The sequence below is a fragment of the Paraburkholderia ginsengisoli NBRC 100965 genome (assembly GCF_000739735.1).
GTDB classification, from domain to species: Bacteria; Pseudomonadota; Gammaproteobacteria; order Burkholderiales; family Burkholderiaceae; genus Paraburkholderia; species Paraburkholderia ginsengisoli.
This window is the reverse complement of record NZ_BBJF01000006.1, coordinates 372,584-391,693: the sequence shown is the minus strand read 5'-3', so window position 1 is coordinate 391,693 and position 19,110 is coordinate 372,584. Positions and strand designations below refer to the sequence as shown.

Annotated in this window: 17 protein-coding genes; 8 read left to right on the top strand and 9 right to left on the bottom strand. The window is 63.4% G+C overall.

Annotated features, from left to right (window positions below):
- Positions 1 to 60 precede the first annotated feature (60 nt).
- Positions 61 to 927: a LysR family transcriptional regulator gene (locus BGI01S_RS14730; protein ID WP_042326490.1), complete on the top strand. Its 867-nt coding sequence runs from the start codon at positions 61 to 63 to the stop codon at positions 925 to 927.
- 24 nt (positions 928 to 951) lie between these two features.
- Here the strand turns inward: BGI01S_RS14730 and BGI01S_RS14725 are convergent, their stop codons facing one another.
- Complete coding sequence (locus BGI01S_RS14725; protein ID WP_042326489.1) at positions 952 to 1,632, bottom strand: VC0807 family protein; 681 nt, start codon at positions 1,630 to 1,632, stop codon at positions 952 to 954.
- 218 nt (positions 1,633 to 1,850) lie between these two features.
- Here BGI01S_RS14725 and BGI01S_RS14720 point away from each other — a divergent pair, with 218 nt between their 5' ends.
- Complete coding sequence (locus BGI01S_RS14720) at positions 1,851 to 2,375, top strand: GNAT family N-acetyltransferase (RefSeq protein WP_042326844.1); 525 nt, start codon at positions 1,851 to 1,853, stop codon at positions 2,373 to 2,375.
- A 51-nt stretch (positions 2,376 to 2,426) separates the two neighbouring features.
- Here the strand turns inward: BGI01S_RS14720 and BGI01S_RS14715 are convergent, their stop codons facing one another.
- On the bottom strand, positions 2,427 to 3,170 hold the full coding sequence (locus tag BGI01S_RS14715; protein ID WP_042326488.1) for a GNAT family N-acetyltransferase: 744 nt from the start codon (positions 3,168 to 3,170) through the stop codon (positions 2,427 to 2,429).
- Between the two features lie 108 nt (positions 3,171 to 3,278).
- Here BGI01S_RS14715 and pdxR point away from each other — a divergent pair, with 108 nt between their 5' ends.
- On the top strand, positions 3,279 to 4,784 hold the full coding sequence (gene pdxR / locus BGI01S_RS14710) for a MocR-like pyridoxine biosynthesis transcription factor PdxR (RefSeq protein ID WP_042326487.1): 1,506 nt from the start codon (positions 3,279 to 3,281) through the stop codon (positions 4,782 to 4,784).
- 276 nt (positions 4,785 to 5,060) lie between these two features.
- Positions 5,061 to 5,393 carry a hypothetical protein gene (locus BGI01S_RS14700; protein ID WP_042326842.1) on the top strand — a complete coding sequence of 111 codons (333 nt, stop codon included), beginning with the start codon at positions 5,061 to 5,063 and terminating at the stop codon, positions 5,391 to 5,393.
- Between the two features lie 56 nt (positions 5,394 to 5,449).
- Here the strand turns inward: BGI01S_RS14700 and BGI01S_RS30565 are convergent, their stop codons facing one another.
- Entirely contained in the window at positions 5,450 to 5,845 is a 396-nt protein-coding gene (locus BGI01S_RS30565; protein ID WP_167335651.1) for a hypothetical protein, read from the bottom strand.
- A 6-nt stretch (positions 5,846 to 5,851) separates the two neighbouring features.
- On the opposite strand from BGI01S_RS30565, the gene BGI01S_RS14690 reads away from it, so the two are divergent.
- Positions 5,852 to 6,433, top strand: coding sequence for a flavin reductase family protein (locus tag BGI01S_RS14690; RefSeq protein WP_042326484.1), 582 nt, complete (start codon positions 5,852 to 5,854; stop codon positions 6,431 to 6,433).
- Positions 6,434 to 6,572: 139 nt separating this feature from the next.
- On the opposite strand, the gene BGI01S_RS14685 is transcribed toward BGI01S_RS14690, so the two are convergent.
- On the bottom strand, positions 6,573 to 7,058 hold the full coding sequence (locus BGI01S_RS14685) for a GNAT family N-acetyltransferase (RefSeq protein ID WP_042326483.1): 486 nt from the start codon (positions 7,056 to 7,058) through the stop codon (positions 6,573 to 6,575).
- A gap of 326 nt (positions 7,059 to 7,384) precedes the next feature.
- On the opposite strand from BGI01S_RS14685, the gene thrS reads away from it, so the two are divergent.
- Complete coding sequence (gene thrS / locus BGI01S_RS14680; protein ID WP_052400475.1) at positions 7,385 to 8,605, top strand: threonine--tRNA ligase; 1,221 nt, start codon at positions 7,385 to 7,387, stop codon at positions 8,603 to 8,605.
- Between the two features lie 76 nt (positions 8,606 to 8,681).
- Here the strand turns inward: thrS and BGI01S_RS14675 are convergent, their stop codons facing one another.
- The gene (locus BGI01S_RS14675; RefSeq protein WP_042326835.1) at positions 8,682 to 9,407 is read right to left on the bottom strand and encodes an AraC family transcriptional regulator; all 726 of its coding nucleotides are present in this window, start codon (positions 9,405 to 9,407) and stop codon (positions 8,682 to 8,684) included.
- Positions 9,408 to 9,655: 248 nt separating this feature from the next.
- On the opposite strand from BGI01S_RS14675, the gene BGI01S_RS14670 reads away from it, so the two are divergent.
- Positions 9,656 to 10,561, top strand: coding sequence for a DMT family transporter (locus BGI01S_RS14670; RefSeq protein WP_042326834.1), 906 nt, complete (start codon positions 9,656 to 9,658; stop codon positions 10,559 to 10,561).
- A gap of 18 nt (positions 10,562 to 10,579) precedes the next feature.
- On the opposite strand, the gene BGI01S_RS14665 is transcribed toward BGI01S_RS14670, so the two are convergent.
- The 3 genes from BGI01S_RS14665 to BGI01S_RS14655 form a co-directional block, all read right to left on the bottom strand.
- Positions 10,580 to 11,896, bottom strand: a complete 1,317-nt coding sequence (locus BGI01S_RS14665; RefSeq protein ID WP_042326482.1) for an MFS transporter — start codon at positions 11,894 to 11,896, stop codon at positions 10,580 to 10,582.
- Between the two features lie 188 nt (positions 11,897 to 12,084).
- Positions 12,085 to 13,560 carry an alpha-amylase family glycosyl hydrolase gene (locus BGI01S_RS14660; protein WP_042326481.1) on the bottom strand — a complete coding sequence of 492 codons (1,476 nt, stop codon included), beginning with the start codon at positions 13,558 to 13,560 and terminating at the stop codon, positions 12,085 to 12,087.
- 10 nt (positions 13,561 to 13,570) lie between these two features.
- Positions 13,571 to 16,309 (bottom strand): MGH1-like glycoside hydrolase domain-containing protein, encoded by a 2,739-nt coding sequence (locus BGI01S_RS14655; protein ID WP_042326479.1) that lies wholly within the window; start codon positions 16,307 to 16,309, stop codon positions 13,571 to 13,573.
- Between the two features lie 811 nt (positions 16,310 to 17,120).
- On the opposite strand from BGI01S_RS14655, the gene BGI01S_RS14650 reads away from it, so the two are divergent.
- Positions 17,121 to 18,140: a DMT family transporter gene (locus BGI01S_RS14650; protein ID WP_042326478.1), complete on the top strand. Its 1,020-nt coding sequence runs from the start codon at positions 17,121 to 17,123 to the stop codon at positions 18,138 to 18,140.
- Positions 18,141 to 18,227: 87 nt separating this feature from the next.
- Here the strand turns inward: BGI01S_RS14650 and BGI01S_RS14645 are convergent, their stop codons facing one another.
- Entirely contained in the window at positions 18,228 to 19,061 is an 834-nt protein-coding gene (locus tag BGI01S_RS14645) for an AraC family transcriptional regulator (RefSeq protein WP_042326477.1), read from the bottom strand.
- Between the last annotated feature and the right edge of the window lie 49 nt (positions 19,062 to 19,110).

Sequence of the window (19,110 nt, the reverse complement as noted above, 5' to 3'; positions counted from 1 at the left end):
TATGGCTTCGACAATACCTTTTTTGCATCGTCACTTATCGCCTTCTAACGGGAGTGCATTGTGATCGACATCAAGCCGCTGCGCTACTTCGTGACGCTGGCCGAGATGCGCCATTTCGGCCGCGCGGCGGCGCGCCTGAATTTGTCGCAGCCGCCGTTGAGCCGGCAGCTCGCAGCGCTGGAAGCAAGCCTCGGCGTCACGTTGATCGAGCGCAGCCCGCGCAGTGTCACGTTGACCGCGGCCGGTGAGCGTTTCTACGCCGACGCGAAGGCGATTCTCGCGTCGCTGGAGCAGGCGGTCAGCAACGCGCAAGCGGCCGCGCACGGCGGCGCCGGCAAGCTGTCGATCGGCTTCACGATGTGCTCGGCGTATAGCGTTGTGCCTGGCTATGCGCGGGCTTTCGGCGTCGCGTATCCGGAGGTCGCGCTGAATCTGCGCGAGGTCGTCTCGAACGATCTGGCCGCCCAGGTGCTTACCGGGCAGATCGACGCGGCCATCATGTTCCCGAACGTGCCCGACAAGGCGCTCGCCACGCGCACGATCCTCAGCGAGCCGTTGTGCGTAGCGCTGTCGCGCAGTCATCCGCGTGCCCGCACGCGGCGTCTGAAGATCGGGCAACTGGCGGGCGAGCCGTTCGTGCTCGCGTCCGAAGAAGTCGCGCCGAGTCTGCGTGCGACCATTCTCGAACATTGCCGCTCGGGCGGCTTCGAGCCGGATATCCGCTTCGAAGTGCAATTGCAGCAGACCGTGCTGAGTCTCGTCGATGAAGGCGTGGGCGTCGCGCTGGTGCCGTCGTCGATGCGCAAGGCACAGCTCGCGGGCGTGGTGTTCAGGCCGCTGATCGACGCGCCGTTGATCGAGCAGGTGCTGGCGTGGTCGCCGGCCAATCGCAATCCGTGTCTCGCGCGCTTTCTCGAACTGGCGTGAGCGTGAGGCTCAACGGCGTGAGGCTCAACGACGGGCGAGCGGGTTGGCGCGGGTGTCGGCGTTGTCGTTGTCTTCGGCTTCGCTGGGATAGCGCAGCGCGTCCTGCTTGATGCGGCGGCGCAGCCAGAAGGTCCACAGCGTCAGCGCGGCATAGACGCCGTAACGCAGCAGGTTCGAGGCGAGGACAGCGCGCGGGTCGTCCGGCCGTTGCCAGACGATCGCACTGCGCAGGATGTTTTCGCCGACCATGCCGACACCCCATACGAGGGTCATCAGACGGATGTAGGCGGCGAGCGTCGGGCGTTCGCGCCAGTGCCGCTCGAAGCTCGCGGCGCTGCGATGATCTTCGCGCGACATCGTCGAGCGGGCCAGATAAAAGACCAGCGGCCGCCGCAACGTGAGCGACACGAGGAACGACGTGCCGACGAGGCCCGACACCATCGGGTCTTCGATCGACTGCATGCGCGCATCGCCGCCGATCAGCCGCGCCAGCAGCGAGAGCGCGATGCCGGCCAGTACGAGGGCGCTAAGCGCGTCGAAATGGCGGTAGCGCAGCAGGTCCCAGGTCATCCACGCGATCAGCGGCAGCGCCGACGCACTCAGCGCGCCGAGCTGGCCCCCGTGCGGCAGCGCGAGCCGGTAGGCGAGCCACGGCAGGGCGACGTTGACGAGCAATGCGCTGAGGTAACGCAGGCGGGGTTTCATCGGCTGGACGGTGACGGACGTGGCAGGGAGGCGCGAGTCGCGACTGCCGTGGCCGGCGGGCGTCTCGCGCCGACGTGGTCGCGCAAACGTATCGGGGCAGTGTAGGGCGAAGTCTCTTCGCATGCCATGGGTTCGACGACGAGCTTCGCATGCGGAAAATCTGCGATCATCGAACGCACACCGGTTCGAGCCGCCTCGTCCACCACCCGCTCATCGCAATGTCGATCCTCACCACCCCCCGCCTGACCCTGCGCCCCCACACACGCGACGACTTCCTCGACAGCTATGCGATGTGGTCCGATCCCGAAGTGATCCGCTACATCGGCGGCAAGCCGTTCACGCGCGAGGAAGTATGGGCGCGTCTGCTGCGCTACGCCGGACATTGGGCGATGCTCCGCTTCGGCTACGGGGTGGTGCGGGACACGCAGACCGGCCGCTTTCTCGGCGAAGTCGGCTTTGCCGACTACCATCGCGAGATCGAACCGTCGTTGCTGGGGACGCCTGAAGTCGGCTGGGCTTTGGACCCGTCGGCGCATGGCCACGGCTACGCGACCGAAGCCGTGCGCGCAGCACTGGCCTGGGCCGACGCGCAATGGCCGGATGGCGAGACGGCTTGCATCGTCGCGCCGGACAATGTGCCGTCGCTGCGTGTCGCGCATAAGTGCGGCTATCGCGAGCGGCTTCGCACCACGTACAAAGGCAAACCGACGATCGTGCTGCGGCGCGCGGCGAACGCGCCTTGAAATCGATGCGACGCGTGCGCGCCGCATGTCCCCGTATCGCCGCGCGAGCGCTTACGAGCGGGGCGCGTCAGCCTTTCCTTCCCTCTGCCGCGCAATCAGATCCACCAGCCGTTCGACCTGCCGACCCTGCGCATCGAAGTTGTGCGGGTCGAGCCAACGCACATAGCTCGAACGCAGGGCAGGCCATTCACCGTCGACGATCGAAAACCAGGCGGTGTCGCGATTGCGTTCGCGATACACGATCGCCTGGCGGAAAATGCCTTCGAACGTGAAGCCGTAGCGCAACGCGGCGCTGCGCGACGGCTCGTTCAGCGAATCGCATTTCCATTCGAAGCGCCGGTAGCCGAGCGTGTCGAATACCTGATTCATCAGCAGGAACATCGCTTCAGTCGCGATGCGAGTGCGCTTCAGGCGCGGCGAGTACGTGACGTGGCCGACTTCGATCACGCCGTTCGCGCGGTCGATGCGCATCAGCGCCAGCGTGCCGACCGCCTTACCCGTCGCCAGATCGATCACCGCGTAATGCAGCGGGTCCGTCGACGCGGCGGCGCGTGTCAGATGTTCGCGGTACGCAACGAGACTCTCGAACGGACCGACCATCAGGTAGGTCCAGTCGCGGCCATCGGCGGCCGAACTGTACGCGTCGAACAGGTCTTCGGCGTGCCGCTCGACGTCCACCGGTTCGATCCGGCAATAGCGGCCCACCAGCGGTTCGCGGCCGGGCGCCTGGGCGCCGTTCCAGCCTGGCACGGGCGCGCCGATCGGCTGTTCGAACGCGTTACGTCGGGGTTCCATAGTTGCTCTCCTGTCGTGCGTGGATGTTCGTCGTGATGAAGAACGATACGGCAAACGTGGTATGTTCAAAAGATCCACGACTAGTCCATTCGATAGGTCCAGCCCGCGATGATCGAGATCATAGGTCCGCTTGTTCATCCAGTCGACGCAAGGACCGCTGACCACCACGGAAGCAAACCCGCACCGCTGCAAAAGCAACTGATCGAGCGTTTGCAGCAGGCGATCCTCGCCGGACGGCTGCCCGCCGGATCGCTGTTGCCGTCGTCGCGCTTGCTGGCGGCGGAGATGGGCGTGTCGCGCAATACGGTGGTGATTGCGTACGAGCATCTGGCCGCGGTCGGCTACGTGATCGCCGGCAAGCAGGGCACTCGCGTGAGTCCGCTGTCCACTCCGTCCGCGCGCGGCGAGCCGTCGGCGCAATCGGCGCTGCCCGAGGTCGCCTACGCGGCGCGCGTCGCGCAGTTCGCGGCGACCCGCACTCAGGCCGACAACACCTTCCCGCTCACGCCCGGCACACCCGCGCTGGATCGCTTTCCGCTCGGCGCGTGGCGGCGCGCGCTCGAACGGTCGATGGAGCGCGCGTTGCCGCTCGCGCTCGGCTACGGCACGCCGGCCGGCGAACCGGCGTTGCGCGACGCAATTGCCGCGCATCTGCGGATGGCGCGCGGCGTGCGCTGCGACGGCGCGCAGGTGGTGATCACCGAGGGCGCGCAGGAGGCGCTGAACCTGTGCGTGCGGCTCTTCACCAATCCCGGCGATGTCGCGTGGGTCGAGGACCCCGGCTATCGCGGCGCGAAGGCGGCCTTCCATCTCGGCGATCTGCGCACGCTGCCGATGCCCGTCGACGCCGAAGGCCTCGCCGCGCCGACGCATGCCTGGCGCGCGCATCCACCGAAGCTGATCTACACGTCGCCCGCGCATCAGTACCCGACCGGGGCGGTGTTGTCGGTGGCGCGTCGTCTGGAGCTGATCGCGCAGGCGCGGCGTTGCGGCGCGTGGCTGATCGAGGACGACTACGACGGCGAATTCCGCCACACCGGCGAGCCGATCGCGAGCATGCAAGGTCTCGTCGACGACGCGCCGGTGCTGTACGTCGGCTCGTTCAGCAAGACGATGTTTCCGGCGTTGCGCATCGGCTTCATCGTGTTGCCGCGCGCGATCGCCGCGCACACGGCGGTCGCGTTGCAGGAGATGCTGCGCGGCGGGCATCGGCTGGAGCAACTGGCGCTCGCGCATTTCATCGACAGCGGCGAGTTCGGGCGGCATCTGGGACGCATGCGGCGGCTGTACCGCGAGCGTCAGCAGGCGCTGCGCGACGCGCTCGCCGTGCACTTCGAGCCGGCGCAGATTCTGGGCGGCAATTGCGGCATGCATCTGACGTTGCGGCTGCCGCCGCAAGTGGACGATCGAACTCTGGTGCAACGCGCGCTCGCCGAAGGGCTCAATCCGCGCGCGCTGTCGGGCTTCGCGTTGCATCCGCACGCGCAGGCCAACGGGCTGGTGATCGGCTACGGCAACACGCCCGCCGAGCAGTTGGCCCCGGCGGTCGACACACTCGCCGCGCTCGCCCGCGAGCTGCAACGCAAGCGCAAACGCGGCGCGCAAGCCGCATGACGTGCCGGTCGACGGTCGCCTGGAACGCGACGCCGCATCAGGCGGTTTTTACGTTTGTCCGCGCGGCCCATGTCGCGCTATCGTGTCGTCTATGCGCGGCGATTTCGCTCGGCCCTACGACGCGACGTCGACGGATCGCCCGCAGCTCATGCCTGGTGCGCCGCAGTGCAACATCGCGTGACAGACGGCGCGCGCGTCGCGGGCCGCCGTCTGGCCCGGGCATGAAGAATGCCTTTGTTGTGGTTATCTATGACGATTCATCCGACCGGAGACGACATGAAGGAAATCGAACCGACCCCGTGGTTTGAGCTTGCCGCCCACACGCCTGTCCGTGAAGGCTGGTACGAGGTGCAGTTGGCGAGCGGGGACACGGCGTTTGCAAAATTTGGCGACGGCACCTGGACCGAGAAACCGTTGCTGGTGTTCACGCACTGGCGCGGCTTGTCCGCGGACCCATCGAAAGCTGCCGAGGGCGAGGCCGAATCGATCAGCGCCGAAGCCACCGCGGCGCAAGGCGTACGCGCCGCATGGAACGCGTTCTTCCCGGGACTCGGCGAAGAACAGCACAAGCCGCTGGACGCCGTGCCCAACGGTAAAGCGCCGCATTGACGAAGGCGCGGGGCGGCGGCTTGCGGGCCGCCGTCCCGAAGCGGTTTGCTCGATCGCTACGGTTGATGTTCGGCTGCGGTGGCGGCGAGCGTCACGGCTTCGACAGCCGCGGCGAGGCCGCTTTGCGGGCTGGTCAGCGGCGGCGGCCCGAGTGTGACGAGTTCCGCGGCGTCTGCCATCGACGCCTGCGCCAGCGCGACGACATCCGCTCCGTCTGCGTAAGCCGTGTTCGTTGCGGCGGCGATCATCGTGAGATAGCCCGCCGAATCCCCTGACCTGAAACGATCCCATGCACCGTCGACCAGTTGAACGTCGGCCTGCGCGGCGCTGAGCGTCGCAGCGTGGATGAAGAGTCTCGCGGTGGGTTCGCGCGTGGTCGGCGCGGCGCATGGCACGACGTTCACGCCCGCCATCGCCCCGCTACAATTGCCCATCCACTTCGATGCAGACAAGGACGTATGCAAGTCACCCGAGAACCCGTGGCGCTCTCACGAGCCACGCAGTTGCTGAATCATGGACCGGTCACGATCATCACCAGCGCGCACGAAGGCCGCTCGAACGTGATGGCGGCGTCGTGGGCGATGCCGCTCGATTTCAACCCGCCGAAGGTGGTCGTCGTGGTGGATAGCCGCACGCTCACGCGGCAACTGATCGAAGCGAGCGGCGTGTTTGGGCTGCAATTGCCGAGCCGCGGATTCGCCACGCAAACGCTCGCGGTCGGCACGCATGCGGGCGCCGAGCTGGACAAGTTCTCCGCGTTCGAGCTCGACACGTTCCCCGCGCAAAACATCGACGTGCCGATGCTGGCCGGCTGCCTCACGTGGATGGAGTGCAAGGTGACTCCGGACGACAGCCAGCGGCACGATCTGATCATCGGCGAAGTGGTTGCCGCGTATGCGGACAGCCGCGTGTATTCGAACAACCGCTGGCACTTCGGCGACGACCCCGATCTGCACACCTGCCATTACGTGGCCGGCGGAACGTTCTTCGCGACCGGCGATGCGTTCGAAGTGACGCCGGTGAACGCTTCGGCGGATTGACGAGCGGACAGGCGGGCGGCCCGCGCCTGTCGCGTCTGTTTATCCGCGGTGCAGACACTTGTCCGTCTTCAACGCGCGTATCACGATACGTGCGAGCGATTACGCGGCGATCAGGCAGCAATGCCGCGTACGCGCCCCGCTACGCGTTGCCTTCGGCAAACGCCTTCAGCGCATCGCCGGCCAGACGGTAACGCACCCATTCGCTTTGCGCGCTTGCGCCGATCGATTCATAGAAGCCGATGGCCGGCTCGTTCCAGTCGAGCACGCTCCATTCGAAGCGGCCGCAGCCGGTGTCGCACGCGATCTGCGCGAGGTGGCGCAGCATCTGTTTGCCCGCGCCGCTGCCCCGCGATGCCGGCGACACGTACAGGTCTTCCAGATAAAGCCCCTGTTTGCCGAGCCATGTCGAGTACGACAGGAAGTAGACGCAAAAGCCGACCGGCTCGCCGTTCATTTCGCAGATAAGCGCCTTGGCCGGCGCGCCGGCGGCGAACAGGCTCGCTTCGATGTCTTTGGCGGTGGCGACGACTTCGTGCTCAGCTTTCTCGTACACCGCGAGTTCGGTGATGAAGCGAAGAATGAGAGCTGCGTCGGCGGCAGTGGCGGGGCGGATCTGAATAGTCAAGGCAAGTTGCTCGATGAGTTGAATGGCGAATCGAACGCACATCGTAGCGTTTATCGCTGGGTTGTGGCCAGCGCTTGTCGCGATTGCGATTGACGCGTCGTCGCCAGGTGGTTTATTGTCGATCCATGGACTTCCACCCGATTCCCTTCGCTGCCGTCACCACCACGACGACTACCTTCACAGGCGGGTCGTCTGGAGGTCGTGCGCGCTAGCAGCAGGAAAGCAGTGGCAAACCACCAAGGGCCCCGCCGGGAACGGACGGGGCCCTTGGCGTTTCTGGTCCTCCGTTTGCGGCATTTCATCGACGGTATTCGAGCAAACGGAGCATGGCTGTGAACGACATCGACCATCGTGTACTTGGCAAGAAACTCGACCTCTTCCACCAGCAGGAAGAAGGCGCCGGCATGGTTTTCTGGCATCCGCGCGGCTGGGCGCTCTATCGCGCGCTGGAAGATCATGTGCGCGACCGTATGCGTCGCGCGGGCTTTCGCGAGATTCGCACGCCGCAATTACTGGCGCGTTCGCTGTGGGAAAAGAGCGGTCACTGGGACAAGTTCGGTGCAGCGATGTATTCGCTCGACGATGCGCAGGAAGGTCGCGCACTGTGCCTGAAACCGATGAGTTGTCCTTGCCATGTGCAGGTGTTCAATCAGCGCGTGCGGTCGTATCGCGAGTTGCCGGATCGTTATAGCGAGTTCGGCGCGTGTCATCGCGACGAACCCTCGGGGTCGCTCGAAGGACTGAAGCGCACGCGCGCTTTCGTGCAGGACGACGCGCACGTGTTCTGTTCGCACGCGCAGATCGAAGCCGAAGTGGGCCGCTTCTGTGCGTTGTTGCGTGCGGTCTATGCGGACCTCGGCTTTCCGGATTTCAAGGTCGTGCTCGCGACGCGGCCCGCGTTGCGCGCCGGCAGCGATTCGACGTGGGATCGCGCGGAAGCTGCATTGGCGAGTGCCGCGCGGGCGGCCGGTCTCGCGTTCGACGTGCTCGAAGGCGAGGGCGCTTTTTACGGGCCGAAACTGGAGTTTCACTTGACGGACAGCCGTGCGCGAAGCTGGCAATGCGGCACGGTCCAGCTCGATTTCGTGCTGCCCGAGCGGCTCGACGCGGAGTTCGTCAACGAACGCAATGAACGCGAGCGGCCCGTGATGATCCACCATGCAGTGCTCGGCAGCATGGAGCGCTTCATCGCGATGCTGCTCGAACATTACGAAGGCTGGTTGCCGGTGTGGCTCGCGCCCGAGCAGGTGGTGGTTGCTTCGATCAGCGATGCAAGTCTGGGTTATGCGGCGGAGTTCATGCAGGCGCTCGACGAAGCGGGTATCAGGGCATCGCTCGACAATCGGCCCGAGCGGCTGGAGAAGAAGATCGTCGACGCGCGCGAAAAGCAGGTACCGATTCTCGTCGCGCTGGGCTCGCGCGATGAGCGTGACCGGACGATCAGTGTTCGCTTGCGGGACGGACGGCAGTCGGTGTTCGGATTCGCGGAAGGTGTCGAGTATTTACGGGTCGCGGCGTTGCCGCCGGCTGTGGCATCGAGAGCGTGACATGACGCCGTGTGCTTCGCGGCCATCGCTTCCATCGCTGGATGCGCGAAGCACTTTGACCGCTGACGGCGCGCCGCTATGCGTAGAACGCCGACGGCGTCACGCCGAAGTGCCGCTTGAACATCGCGGCGAAGGCGCTTTGGCTCGTATAGCCATGATCCATTGCGACCGCGATGATCTTCTCGCCGTGCGCGAGCCGCTTGAGCGCGAGCAGCAGGCGCGCCTGCTGGCGCCAGCGGCCGAATGTAATGCCGGTCTCGCGCTGGAACCAGCGGTGAAACGTCTTCTCCGATATGTCCAGCGTGCTCGCCCACGCGTCGATCGTGCGGTTGTCATCGGGGCTGGCGAGCAGGCTGTCGCATACGTCGCGCAAGCGCGCGTCAACGGGCCACGGCAGATACAGCGGCAGCAACGGCACCGCGTTCAATTCCGCCAGCAGCAATTGCATCAGATGATCGTCGCGCGAGCCGGTGCAATAGTCGAGCGGTACGTCGATCGCCGCGAGTATCAGTTCGCGCAGCAACGGATGCACTTCGACGACGCAACTGCGAGTGGGCAGGTGCGCGGTCGCGCCAGGCTCGACGAACACGGTGCGCATCTTCACGTCGCCGCTCATCTGCACCGAATGATCGACGCCCGGTTCGAGCCACACGCCGCGCGTGGGCGGCACGACCCATGAGCCGGTCGCGGACTCGATCTGCATCACGCCCTCGATCGCATAGAGCAATTGCGCGCGCCGATGACGATGCGCCGCAATCACGGTGCCGTGCGGATACCACGCGGCCATCGCCGAGACCGGCATGGGCGTGCTTTCGAACGGCACATGCGTGCCCGGTGCGGTGGGCACGTTGGGTCCTGGGCTTCGATGTGCGGTGGAGGTCGGCGTTCGCGCGTTCATGAGTGGGTGCGTTGGACCGGAGGGTTGACCATTTCGCGACAAGCAAAGACTTTTTGGCGCGAGACAGCCCATGGCTCGGAAGCGCAACATTGCGCTTCGTTTCGAAGGCCTTCGAATTCCATCCGATAGTCCATCCTCAGCCAGAGCGCGATATGAAGCGATCGTATTTCCTGTTTCCGTTTGTGGCAATCCTGTTGTGGGCCGGCAATGTTGTCGTGTCAAAAATGTCGGCCCACACGATCGATCCGTCCGCGATCACGTTTTATCGTCTGGTGCTGGCCGTCGCGCTGATGAGCCTGTTCACGCTGAAGCCGGCGTGGCGCAACCGTGCGGCGATCGTGCCACAACTTCCGAAGCTTGCGCTACTCGGCTTCCTCGCGATGGCGTTGTTCCAGAGCCTCTCTTACGAAGCGGCCAAAACCACCACGGCGACCAGCATGTCGATCATCACCGCGCTGGTCCCGCTGATGACCATGGTCGCGAGCACGCTGCTGCTCGGCGAATCGCCGGGCGCGGGCATGGTGGGCGGCGGGATGCTGTCGCTGGTGGGCGTGGTGTATCTGATCACGCAAGGCGAGCCCACGCTGCTGTTTGCCAACGGCGCGCATCTCGGCGATCTACTGATGCTTTTCGCTGCGCTCGCGTATGCGTTGTACGGCGTGCTGCTCAAGCGCTGGCATGTGGGATTGCCGGCGTGGCAATCCACCTATTTGCAGGCGATTTTCGCGTTGCTGTTCATGCTGCCGATGCTGCTGCGTTTGCCCGCGTCCGAAGCGCTGCCGACCCGCGCGAGCGTGCCGCTGATTCTGTATGCGGGCGTGTTGGCGTCGGTGGTGCTGCCGTTTTTATGGATGCGAGGCGTCGAGCATCTCGGACCGAATCGTTGCGCTCTGTTCATGAACGTGTTGCCGATCGCGACTGCCGGTCTCGCCATTGCGATGCTCGGCGAGAGCTTGCATCTGTATCACGTGTTGGGAGGCGGAACTGCGCTCGTTGGTGTCGTCGTGGCGCAGAGGTTCAAGCGCGCGCCGGTGGAAGCGGGGGCGGTGCGGCAGTAGTGGCCGCACCCTTTCCACCTACGCCACCGCCGCATCTTCAACAATCGGCTTCCGTGCCATGAACCAGTAGAACGGCGCCGCACATCCGACAATGATCCCGCCCGAGATGAAAGCGAGTGCATACGACCCAGTCGTGTCGACGATAAAGCCCGCGACCAGCGGCGAGAACGCGCCGCCGAAGTAGCCGCCGAAGTTCTGGATCGCGCTCACCGATGCCACCATCGACGATGGCGCGATGTCTGCCGCGAGCGCCCATGCCGAACCGATCATCGCGGCCAGGAATGCGAGACCGACCGTGAACAGCGCGAGCGTCATGTTCAGCGACTGCGAAAACGGCAATGCGATCGCACACACGGCGGCGCCCGCCGCGCAGCACGCGATCAACAGCCGCTTCGCGCCGATCGCCGATGCGAGCTGACGATCGACCAGCTTCTTCGCCAGATACCCGACCGCGATTTCACCGAGCGCGCCGCCGACCCACGGAATACCCGCGACCACGCCGAGCTGCGCGAACGAGATGTGATAGCGGTCGAGCAGATACAGCGGCAGGAACACGAGAAAGATGTTCCAGAGCCAGATCGTGCAGAAGTAGCCGAGAATCATCCCCCACACGCTGCGGCGCACGAACAGCCGGCGCCACTTGAGTGTCGAGGTCGCGAGCGAGCGTTCGTGACCACCGCCTCCCGCTTCGATGTATTCGAGTTCGCTCTTCGAAAGACGTTGACTGTCGCGTGGATTGCGATACAGCGCGAGGAAGAGCAGCGCAAACGCGATCCCGAACGCGCCCGTCACATGAAAGAGCGAGCGCCAGCCGAACGCGATCATCAGCGCGACGAGTACGGCGGGAGCGAGCGCCGGTCCCCACTTCGATGACGAATCCCAGATGCCTGTCGCGAAGCCGCGCTCTTTGGCCGGGAACCACGCGGCGGTGATCTTTGCCGCGGTCGGCCAGCACGGCGCCTCGCCCACGGCGAGCAACGCGCGCATCACGAGCAACGCGGAGATCGATCCCACCACGCCGGTCAACCAGGTGGCGACACTCCACCAGATCATGCCAAGCGCGTACGCACGCTTCGCGCCGAATCGATCGATCAGCCATCCCGCCGGCAATTGCATCAACGCATAGGTCCACGCGAACACGCTCCCAAGCAGGCCGATCTGCGTGCGCGTCAAGCCTAGCTCCTGAATCATGCCGGGCGCGGCGATCGACAGGCTGGCACGATCCAGATAGTTGATGATCCCGCCGACGAGCAGCCAGAACAGGACATGCCAGCGATAACCGATGCGAGCGGGCTGCGCAGCGGTGGCCGATAGGGGAAGGGTGGGTTTGTCCAACTCGCGTCTCCGTCCGGGCGGCTTCACAAATTGCGCGCCGCTCAGTTGTGTAAGTGCTGAACGGCAAGTGTACGGACGGAAGCGTTTCGACTCCAATGCCGAAACTGGATAGGCTGATAGCGTTTATGTTATCGACGCGGCTTGCTGTTTGATGCGCGGTCCGGGATCGGTGCCGCGTGCGGGCGTGTTCACGATACGGCCAGCTCGAACACGTGATAGCCCCACGGCGGAAGATCCAGATAAACGCCGCGCGAGATCAGGTCGTTGCCATCGCGCTCGAAACTCGCCGGCCCTGTCATGTCCGTCAGCCGCACCGTGCGACCGCTCAGGTCGGCAAACGGGATCCGGACATAGCACTGACTCTGGTTGCCGGCGTAGTTGACCACGACGAGCCGCCGTTCGCTGTCCCGCTGCCAGCACCACACGATGAAGCAGTCCGAGGTCCAGTTGCCTTCCCATGCGGGCGCGGTTTCGAGCAGGCTCCATGTGCCGTCGCGGAAGATCGGCTGCCGCAGCACCGCCAGCAGATTCTCATAGAACCCTTGCAGGCCTGCGTCGACAGGTTCCTGCGGCGCTCGCACCAGGTGCGGCGAAATCCGCTTTCTGCGGCCCTCGAATTGCCCCTGGTGAAAGAAGCGCAGACCCGGCGAGAGAAACGTGACGATCGCGCCGGCCTCGTGCTGACCCGGTTCGAAGGTCGCCGCAGTGCGCGGCTCGTCGTGGTTTTCGAGGAAGCGGGCCAGCTTGTCCTGGTAGTCGAGCCCGGCATGAAAATGCTCGCGCACCGGTCGTGCGTGCGAATCGCGCAGGCGGTCGTAGAGCTGCTTGTCGTACGCGTAATCGAAGCCCTGTTGCTGCATCGTCCATTCGAGATCCCAATACACTTCCGCCATGAAGCGGAACTGAGGATGCTCGCGTCGCACGGCTTCGATCGCCTTCGGCCAGAAAGGCTCGCTGCGGATACCCCAGGTCCGTTCGAACACGTCGGGCAAAGCCAGCATCGCCATGTCGCAACGCAAACCGTCGCATTGCGCGGCGATTCGTTTCAGCTCGCCGATCATCGCGAGCTGTAGGTCCGGGTTGCCGTAGTCCAGTTGCAGCGTGTCGGGCCATCCGTCGAAGTACGGATCGCGGCCGTGAGCAAGTATCAATGGCCCGTTCACTGTCTGCACCCGGCAGTAGTTGCGGGGTGAGCGAACCAGGTCCGCTTCGCTGCCGTGGACGAAGTAGTCCGGATGCGCGTCGATCCAGTCGTGGTCCGGCGCCATGTGGTTCGGCACGAAGTCGAGCATCAAGCGCAAACCGCGTTGCCGCATTCGCTGCCGGACGCGCGCGAGCGCTTCGCCGCCGCCCAGATCGCGATGCACCGTGTAGCTTTGAATGGCGAACCCGGAGCCGGCGATGTCGTCGCCCGCGAGATCGGCCAGCGTATCGGCGAATTCGTGGCGCCAGCCGTCATGCGCGCGCGAGATCGCCTGGGCTGCGGGCCCGGTCTGCCAGATGCTCAGCAGCCAGACCCAATCGAAGCCCGATTCGGCAAGGCGATCCAGTTCGGAATCCGGAATATCGTCGAGCGTCGCGCGCCTGCCGAGCGCGCTCGACAACTCGGTCAGCCAGACGCGTGTGTTGATCTGGTACAGCGCCGGGTAGCGGACGTCGGACATTTGGCTTTCCTCATTCCTTGCCGGGGTTTTCTCCGCCCACCTGTTCCTGGATGACGCGAGACATCACGCGCCCACGATCGATTTCCAGCACGGTTTTGGCGTCGACGCGCGCGAACAGATCGAGCATCGGGGCGACGAGACCCGTCCAGCCGGTCTGATGACTGGCGCCGAGGCCCGCGCCGTTGTCGCCGTGAAAATACTCGTAGAACAGGATCAGATCGCGCCAGTGCGGGTCGTTCTGGAATTTTTCCGTTCCGCCGTAGACCGGCCGTTTGCCGTCGGCATCGTGCAGGAACGTGCTGGTCAGACGGCGCACGATCTCCTGCGCCACTTCGAACAGCGTCATGTGTTGCCCGGAGCCGGTCGGGCATTCGACCTTGAAGTCATCGCCGAAAAAGCTGTACAGATTGACCAGTGCGCGGACGATCAGCAGATTGACCGGCATCCATACCGGTCCGCGCCAGTTGGAGTTGCCGCCGAACATGCCCGTATTCGATTCGGCCGGCAGGTACTGCACCTTGTACTCCTGTCCGCCAACGTGAATCACATACGGATGGTCGAGGTGATACCGCGAGAGCGAACGGATGCCGTGTGGCCCCAGAAACTCCTTCTCGTCGAGCATGTAGCCGAGCACCCGTTCCAGCTTGCGTTTGTTCAGAATCGACAGAAGCCTGCGGTCCTTGTAGCCGATGAAGCCGGTGTCGGTCGGCGCGACCTGCGCGATCAACTCGGGGTAGCGTTTGCGAAATTGCGCGATCAGCTGAACCAGCTTCGGATAGCGTTCGAGAGAATGTGATTCGAACACCGTCGACGCGCACAGCGGCAGCAGCCCCACCAGCGACCTGATCTTCAGACGCTTCGTTTGACCATCGGGGAGCCGCAGCAGGTCATAGAAGAAGCCGTCCTGCTCGTCCCACATCTCGTCCTCGTGTTCGCCGTGCCGGTCCATTGCATAGGCGATCCACATGAAATGCTGGACGAACTTGAAAGCGACCTCCTCGTAGATCGAGTCGTACTCGGTCAGATTGATCGCCATCTCGAGCATGGTCTGGCAGTAGAACGCCATCCACGCGGTCCCGTCCGCCTGCTCCAGCGATCCGCCGGTCGGAAGCTGTGCGCTGCGATCGAACACGCCGATGTTGTCGAGACCCAGGAAGCCGCCGGCGAACACGTTGCGACCCGATGGATCCTTGCGATTCACCCACCAGTTGAAATTGAGCATCAGCCCCTGGAACGAGCGCTCCAGAAAGCGCGGGTCGGCCCGTCCGAGTTCTTTCTCGTACTTGTACAGCCACAGCGTGGCGGCGGCATGCACGGGAGGATTCACGTCGCTGAAGTTCCATTCGTAAGCGGGAATCTGGCCGCTGGGGTGCACGTACAGCGTGCGCAGCATCAGCAGCAGTTGCTCTTTCGCGAAATCGAAATCGACCTGCGCGAGGGCGATCGTATGGAAGGCCAGGTCCCACGCCGCGTACCACGGATACTCCCACTTGTCCGGCATCGAGATCACGTCGGCGTTCAGCATGTGGAACCACTCGGTATTGCGTACATCGCGTCGCGCCGAGTCGAGTAGCGGATGACTGCGGTGTTCGCGCAGCCACAGTTCGAGATCGAAGTAGTAGTACTGCTTGCCCCACAACATGCCCGCGAGCGCCTGGCGATGTACGCGGCGCTGATCGTCGCTCATCGACTTCGGCGTGATGCGTTCATAGAACTCGTTCGCATCGGCGACGCGGCTCTCGAAGATCGCATCGAAGTCGCTGAAGGCGTCGTCGAGTCGGGACGACGCGAGACGCAAACGGAAGACCACGCTGCCGCCGCCGGGTACGTCGCACGTGTAATGGGCCGCGGCCTTGGTGCCGGTTTGCGCGGGATTCACGGCGTCGCGCTGTTCGGCGATGACGTACGCGTGGAACGCATCCTTCACGTAGGGCGACGCATTGGGTTGATTCCACAGATGCTGCGCATTGCTTTCGTTTTCGGTGAAGAGCGTCTCGGGCGCGCCTTCGCAATGGAGCCAGTATTCGCCCAGCTCGTGATGGGTGGCTCGAATCACGCCTGGCGCCGCCTCGTGCAACGACGGTTTGCGATCGTCCTCACCCCACGACCATGTATTGCGGAACCAGAGTGTCGGCAAGATTCGTAGCCGGGCCGTCTCTGCGCCGCGGTTGTGCACGGTGATCCGCACGAGCACGTCTTCCGGCGTGGCCTTCGCGTATTCGACGAACACGTCGAAATAGCGGTCGTCGTCGAAGATGCCGGTGTCGAGCAGTTCGTACTCCATCTCATCCCGCGACCTTTTCCGATTGGTCTCCACCAGGTCCCGGTACGGGTATTCTCGCTGTGGATATTTATAGAGGTACTTCATGTACGAGTGCGTCGGAGTGCTGTCGACGTAGAAGTAATACTCCTTCACGTCTTCGCCATGATTGCCTTCGCTATTGGTGAGGCCGAAGAGGCGCTCCTTCAATATCGGGTCGCGCCCATTCCACAACGCGAGCGCGAAGCAAAGCCGCTGCTGGTCGTCGCATAGTCCGCCGAGCCCGTCCTCGCCCCACTTGTAAGCGCGTGAGCGCGAGTGGTCGTGGGTGAAGTAGTTCCACGCATCGCCGTTGTCGCTGTAGTCTTCGCGCACCGTGCCCCACTGTCGCTCGCTGAGGTAGGGCCCCCACTTTTTCCACGGTATCTGTGCTTCACGCGAGTCGTTCAGGCGCTTCTGTTCGGTTACGTCGACGAATACGGGGCACATGTGTTTCCTCCGTGACGGCTGACTAAACTTCACGTGACGCGATGCGCGGGCACCCGCGCATCACGCGTCGGATATCGGCGCGGTCGATTCGTTTCTAAGTGTAGGTTGTGGCGTGGGAGATGCGAGCCTGGTGACAGGGTTTTCAAGGCGGGTTACGTGGACGCTGGCGCAAGCGCACTTGCTGCATCGGTCGTTACGCTTCGAGTCCTGCCCGCTCTCGTGCCGAACTTTATGCGGGCTTGATGTTGACCTCCTGCCGGCTCTATTTCGTTCGCGTTGTCTATCGCGTTCTGCTTGTGCTTGCCGTTCTAGATGCGTTGGTCTACGTAGGGCAACGCATCCCGCAGACGCTTGGCACCATGTCGTTGTGCCGCCGCCCCTCGACGGCTCCTCGCGGTCGTCCACAGCTACCTGACTTTACATCCACATTGAGATATGATTTCATACAACTTGCAAATGCATTCCGATGCGAGTTGGCTTTTGGGATTCGCGATTGCGTTTCGTCGTTCATGTTATCTCTGAATGCCCTTGTTTTATAAGGGATTGTGGAAATTTCAGGTGATGGGGCTTGTATTGGTGTCGTCAGATAAACTGTGAACTTGACGCTCTCAGTTGTAGGACGACATACGAAAGAGTTGCGCTGCCCGAACGCGTCATTCGCAGATCGCGCTAGCGACGAAGACCCGCTACTTTCCTGCACGACCCGGTTATCACCTCACCCTTCAGCCACACAACACACGGCAAAAGCAATGGAAGCGAAGTACGTTTGTGGTCCGCCCACAATGTGCGCGACGACCACATCATTCGAACTATGACCATGCCTACAACAACGACCGGACCACGCGATTCCGCGCGATTCTTTTCGCAACCCAAAGTACTGATCACATTGGCGACCCTATGCTGCCTGCTGTGGGGCAGCTCATATCCGGCGATCAAGATTGGCTACGCATTGCTGGGCATTGCGCAAAACGACATTCCTTCGAAGCTGATCTTTGCAGGGTACCGGTTCGTCCTTGCAGGGCTCATCCTGTTGATACTCGCCGCACTGACGAAGAAGCCTCTTTTCAATTTGAACGGCCGTAACGCCGGCCAGTTGATGCTGTTGGGCTTCACGCAAACGGCCATTCAATACGTCTTCTTCTATATCGGCCTCGCCAATACCACGGGCGTCCGTGGTTCGATATTGAATTCGACGACGACTTTCTTCAGCGTGCTGCTGGCCCATTTCATCTACCAGAACGATAAGATCTCGCGCCGCAAAGCGGCCGGATGCCTGTTGGGATTCGCGGGCGTGATGGTCGTCAACTTCGGCGACGGCCTGCTCGATTTTGCATTCAGCCTGCGCGGCGAAGGCTTCATCGTTATCGCCGCGTTTGTTCTGTCGGCCGCGTCGATTTACGGAAAGCGCATTTCGCAGGGCATGGACGTCATGGTGATGACCGGCTATCAATTGGGATTTGGCGGCGTAGTGCTGTTGGCGGCGGGTTATACGACAGGCGGAACGCTGAGCGCATTCACGCCGGGATCGGCGGCCTTGCTCGGATATCTCGCCGTTCTCTCGGCGGTGGCCTTCACGTTGTGGAGCTTGCTCCTGAAATACAACCAGGTCGGCAGGGTGACTGTTTTCAATTTCCTGGTGCCCGTGTTCGGCACCGCGTTGTCCGCGATCTGGTTGAACGAGAACATCATGGAGCTGAAGAATCTCGTGGCGTTGGTTCTCGTCTGCAGCGGAATATGGATGGTCACTCGCTTGCCGCAAGTGCGCGCCCGTTATTCGAATCCGGCAGTCGCTTTGACTGACGTGCCGGAATGCTCGCGCAGCCAAAGTTGATATCACACGGATCGGGCACGGCGACGGCGGCTATCCCGCATCACGTGCCCGTTCACGTATCCCGACGCAAACCGGCCATCACGCGCGTCAACTCTTCAGCGGCAACCAGATCTCCAGGCCGCCCATCCCACTGACCGGATCGAACTTCTCGTCATAGCGCTCGAAGTTCGGCGCATCCGCGGGCGCGTGCCCCGACGCCGGCAGCCACTGATTCCAGATCGTATTCCACGTCCGTCGGATCGTCGAAATATGCTCGCGATGGCTGAACACCGCATACCGTTGCGCAGCGATCCGCACGCGGCTCAAGTCCGCCGGCAGCGCCGAAAAATCGCCGACTTCCACGCCGCACAGATAATCGAAATTGCCCGCGTCGTCGGCGTTGTAGCACACGCCATACGCCACGCCGCCCACTTGTCCCGGCACCTTGCCGAAGTACGCGCCGAAGCGCTGCCATTGCGATGGAATCGCCGTGCTGGTATCGCACGTATAGCGCTCGCTCAGTCCCGCGACGAGAAACGGCTTGCTGTCTTCGAAACGCGGCGGCTCCAGATGCGTGAGTAAGGTTTCGTCCATTTTGATCGGCTCCACGATGGCGATGTTGTCGAGCTGGCCACGCGCGCGCAGCGCTTCGGGCGTGAGTCCGAATTGCTCGCGAAACGCGCGCGTGAATGCTTCGTGAGAGCCGTAGCCGGCGTCGATGGCGACCGCGAGGATATCGGGCGCGCCGTCGGCGAGGCATCGCGCCGCTTCGCTCAGACGACGCGCGCGCACGTAGCGCATCACCGGCAAGCTGGTGGCCGCTTCGAACGCGCGCGCCATGTGAAAGCGCGACACGCATCCACAGCGGGCGATGTCGTCGAGCGTCAACGCGTCCGCGAAGTGGCTTTCGATAAACCAGAGTGCCTTACCAACCGGGTTCATATCGGCTCTCACGTGTGCATGAAGCCAGCATAGCCACCAACGAACCGTC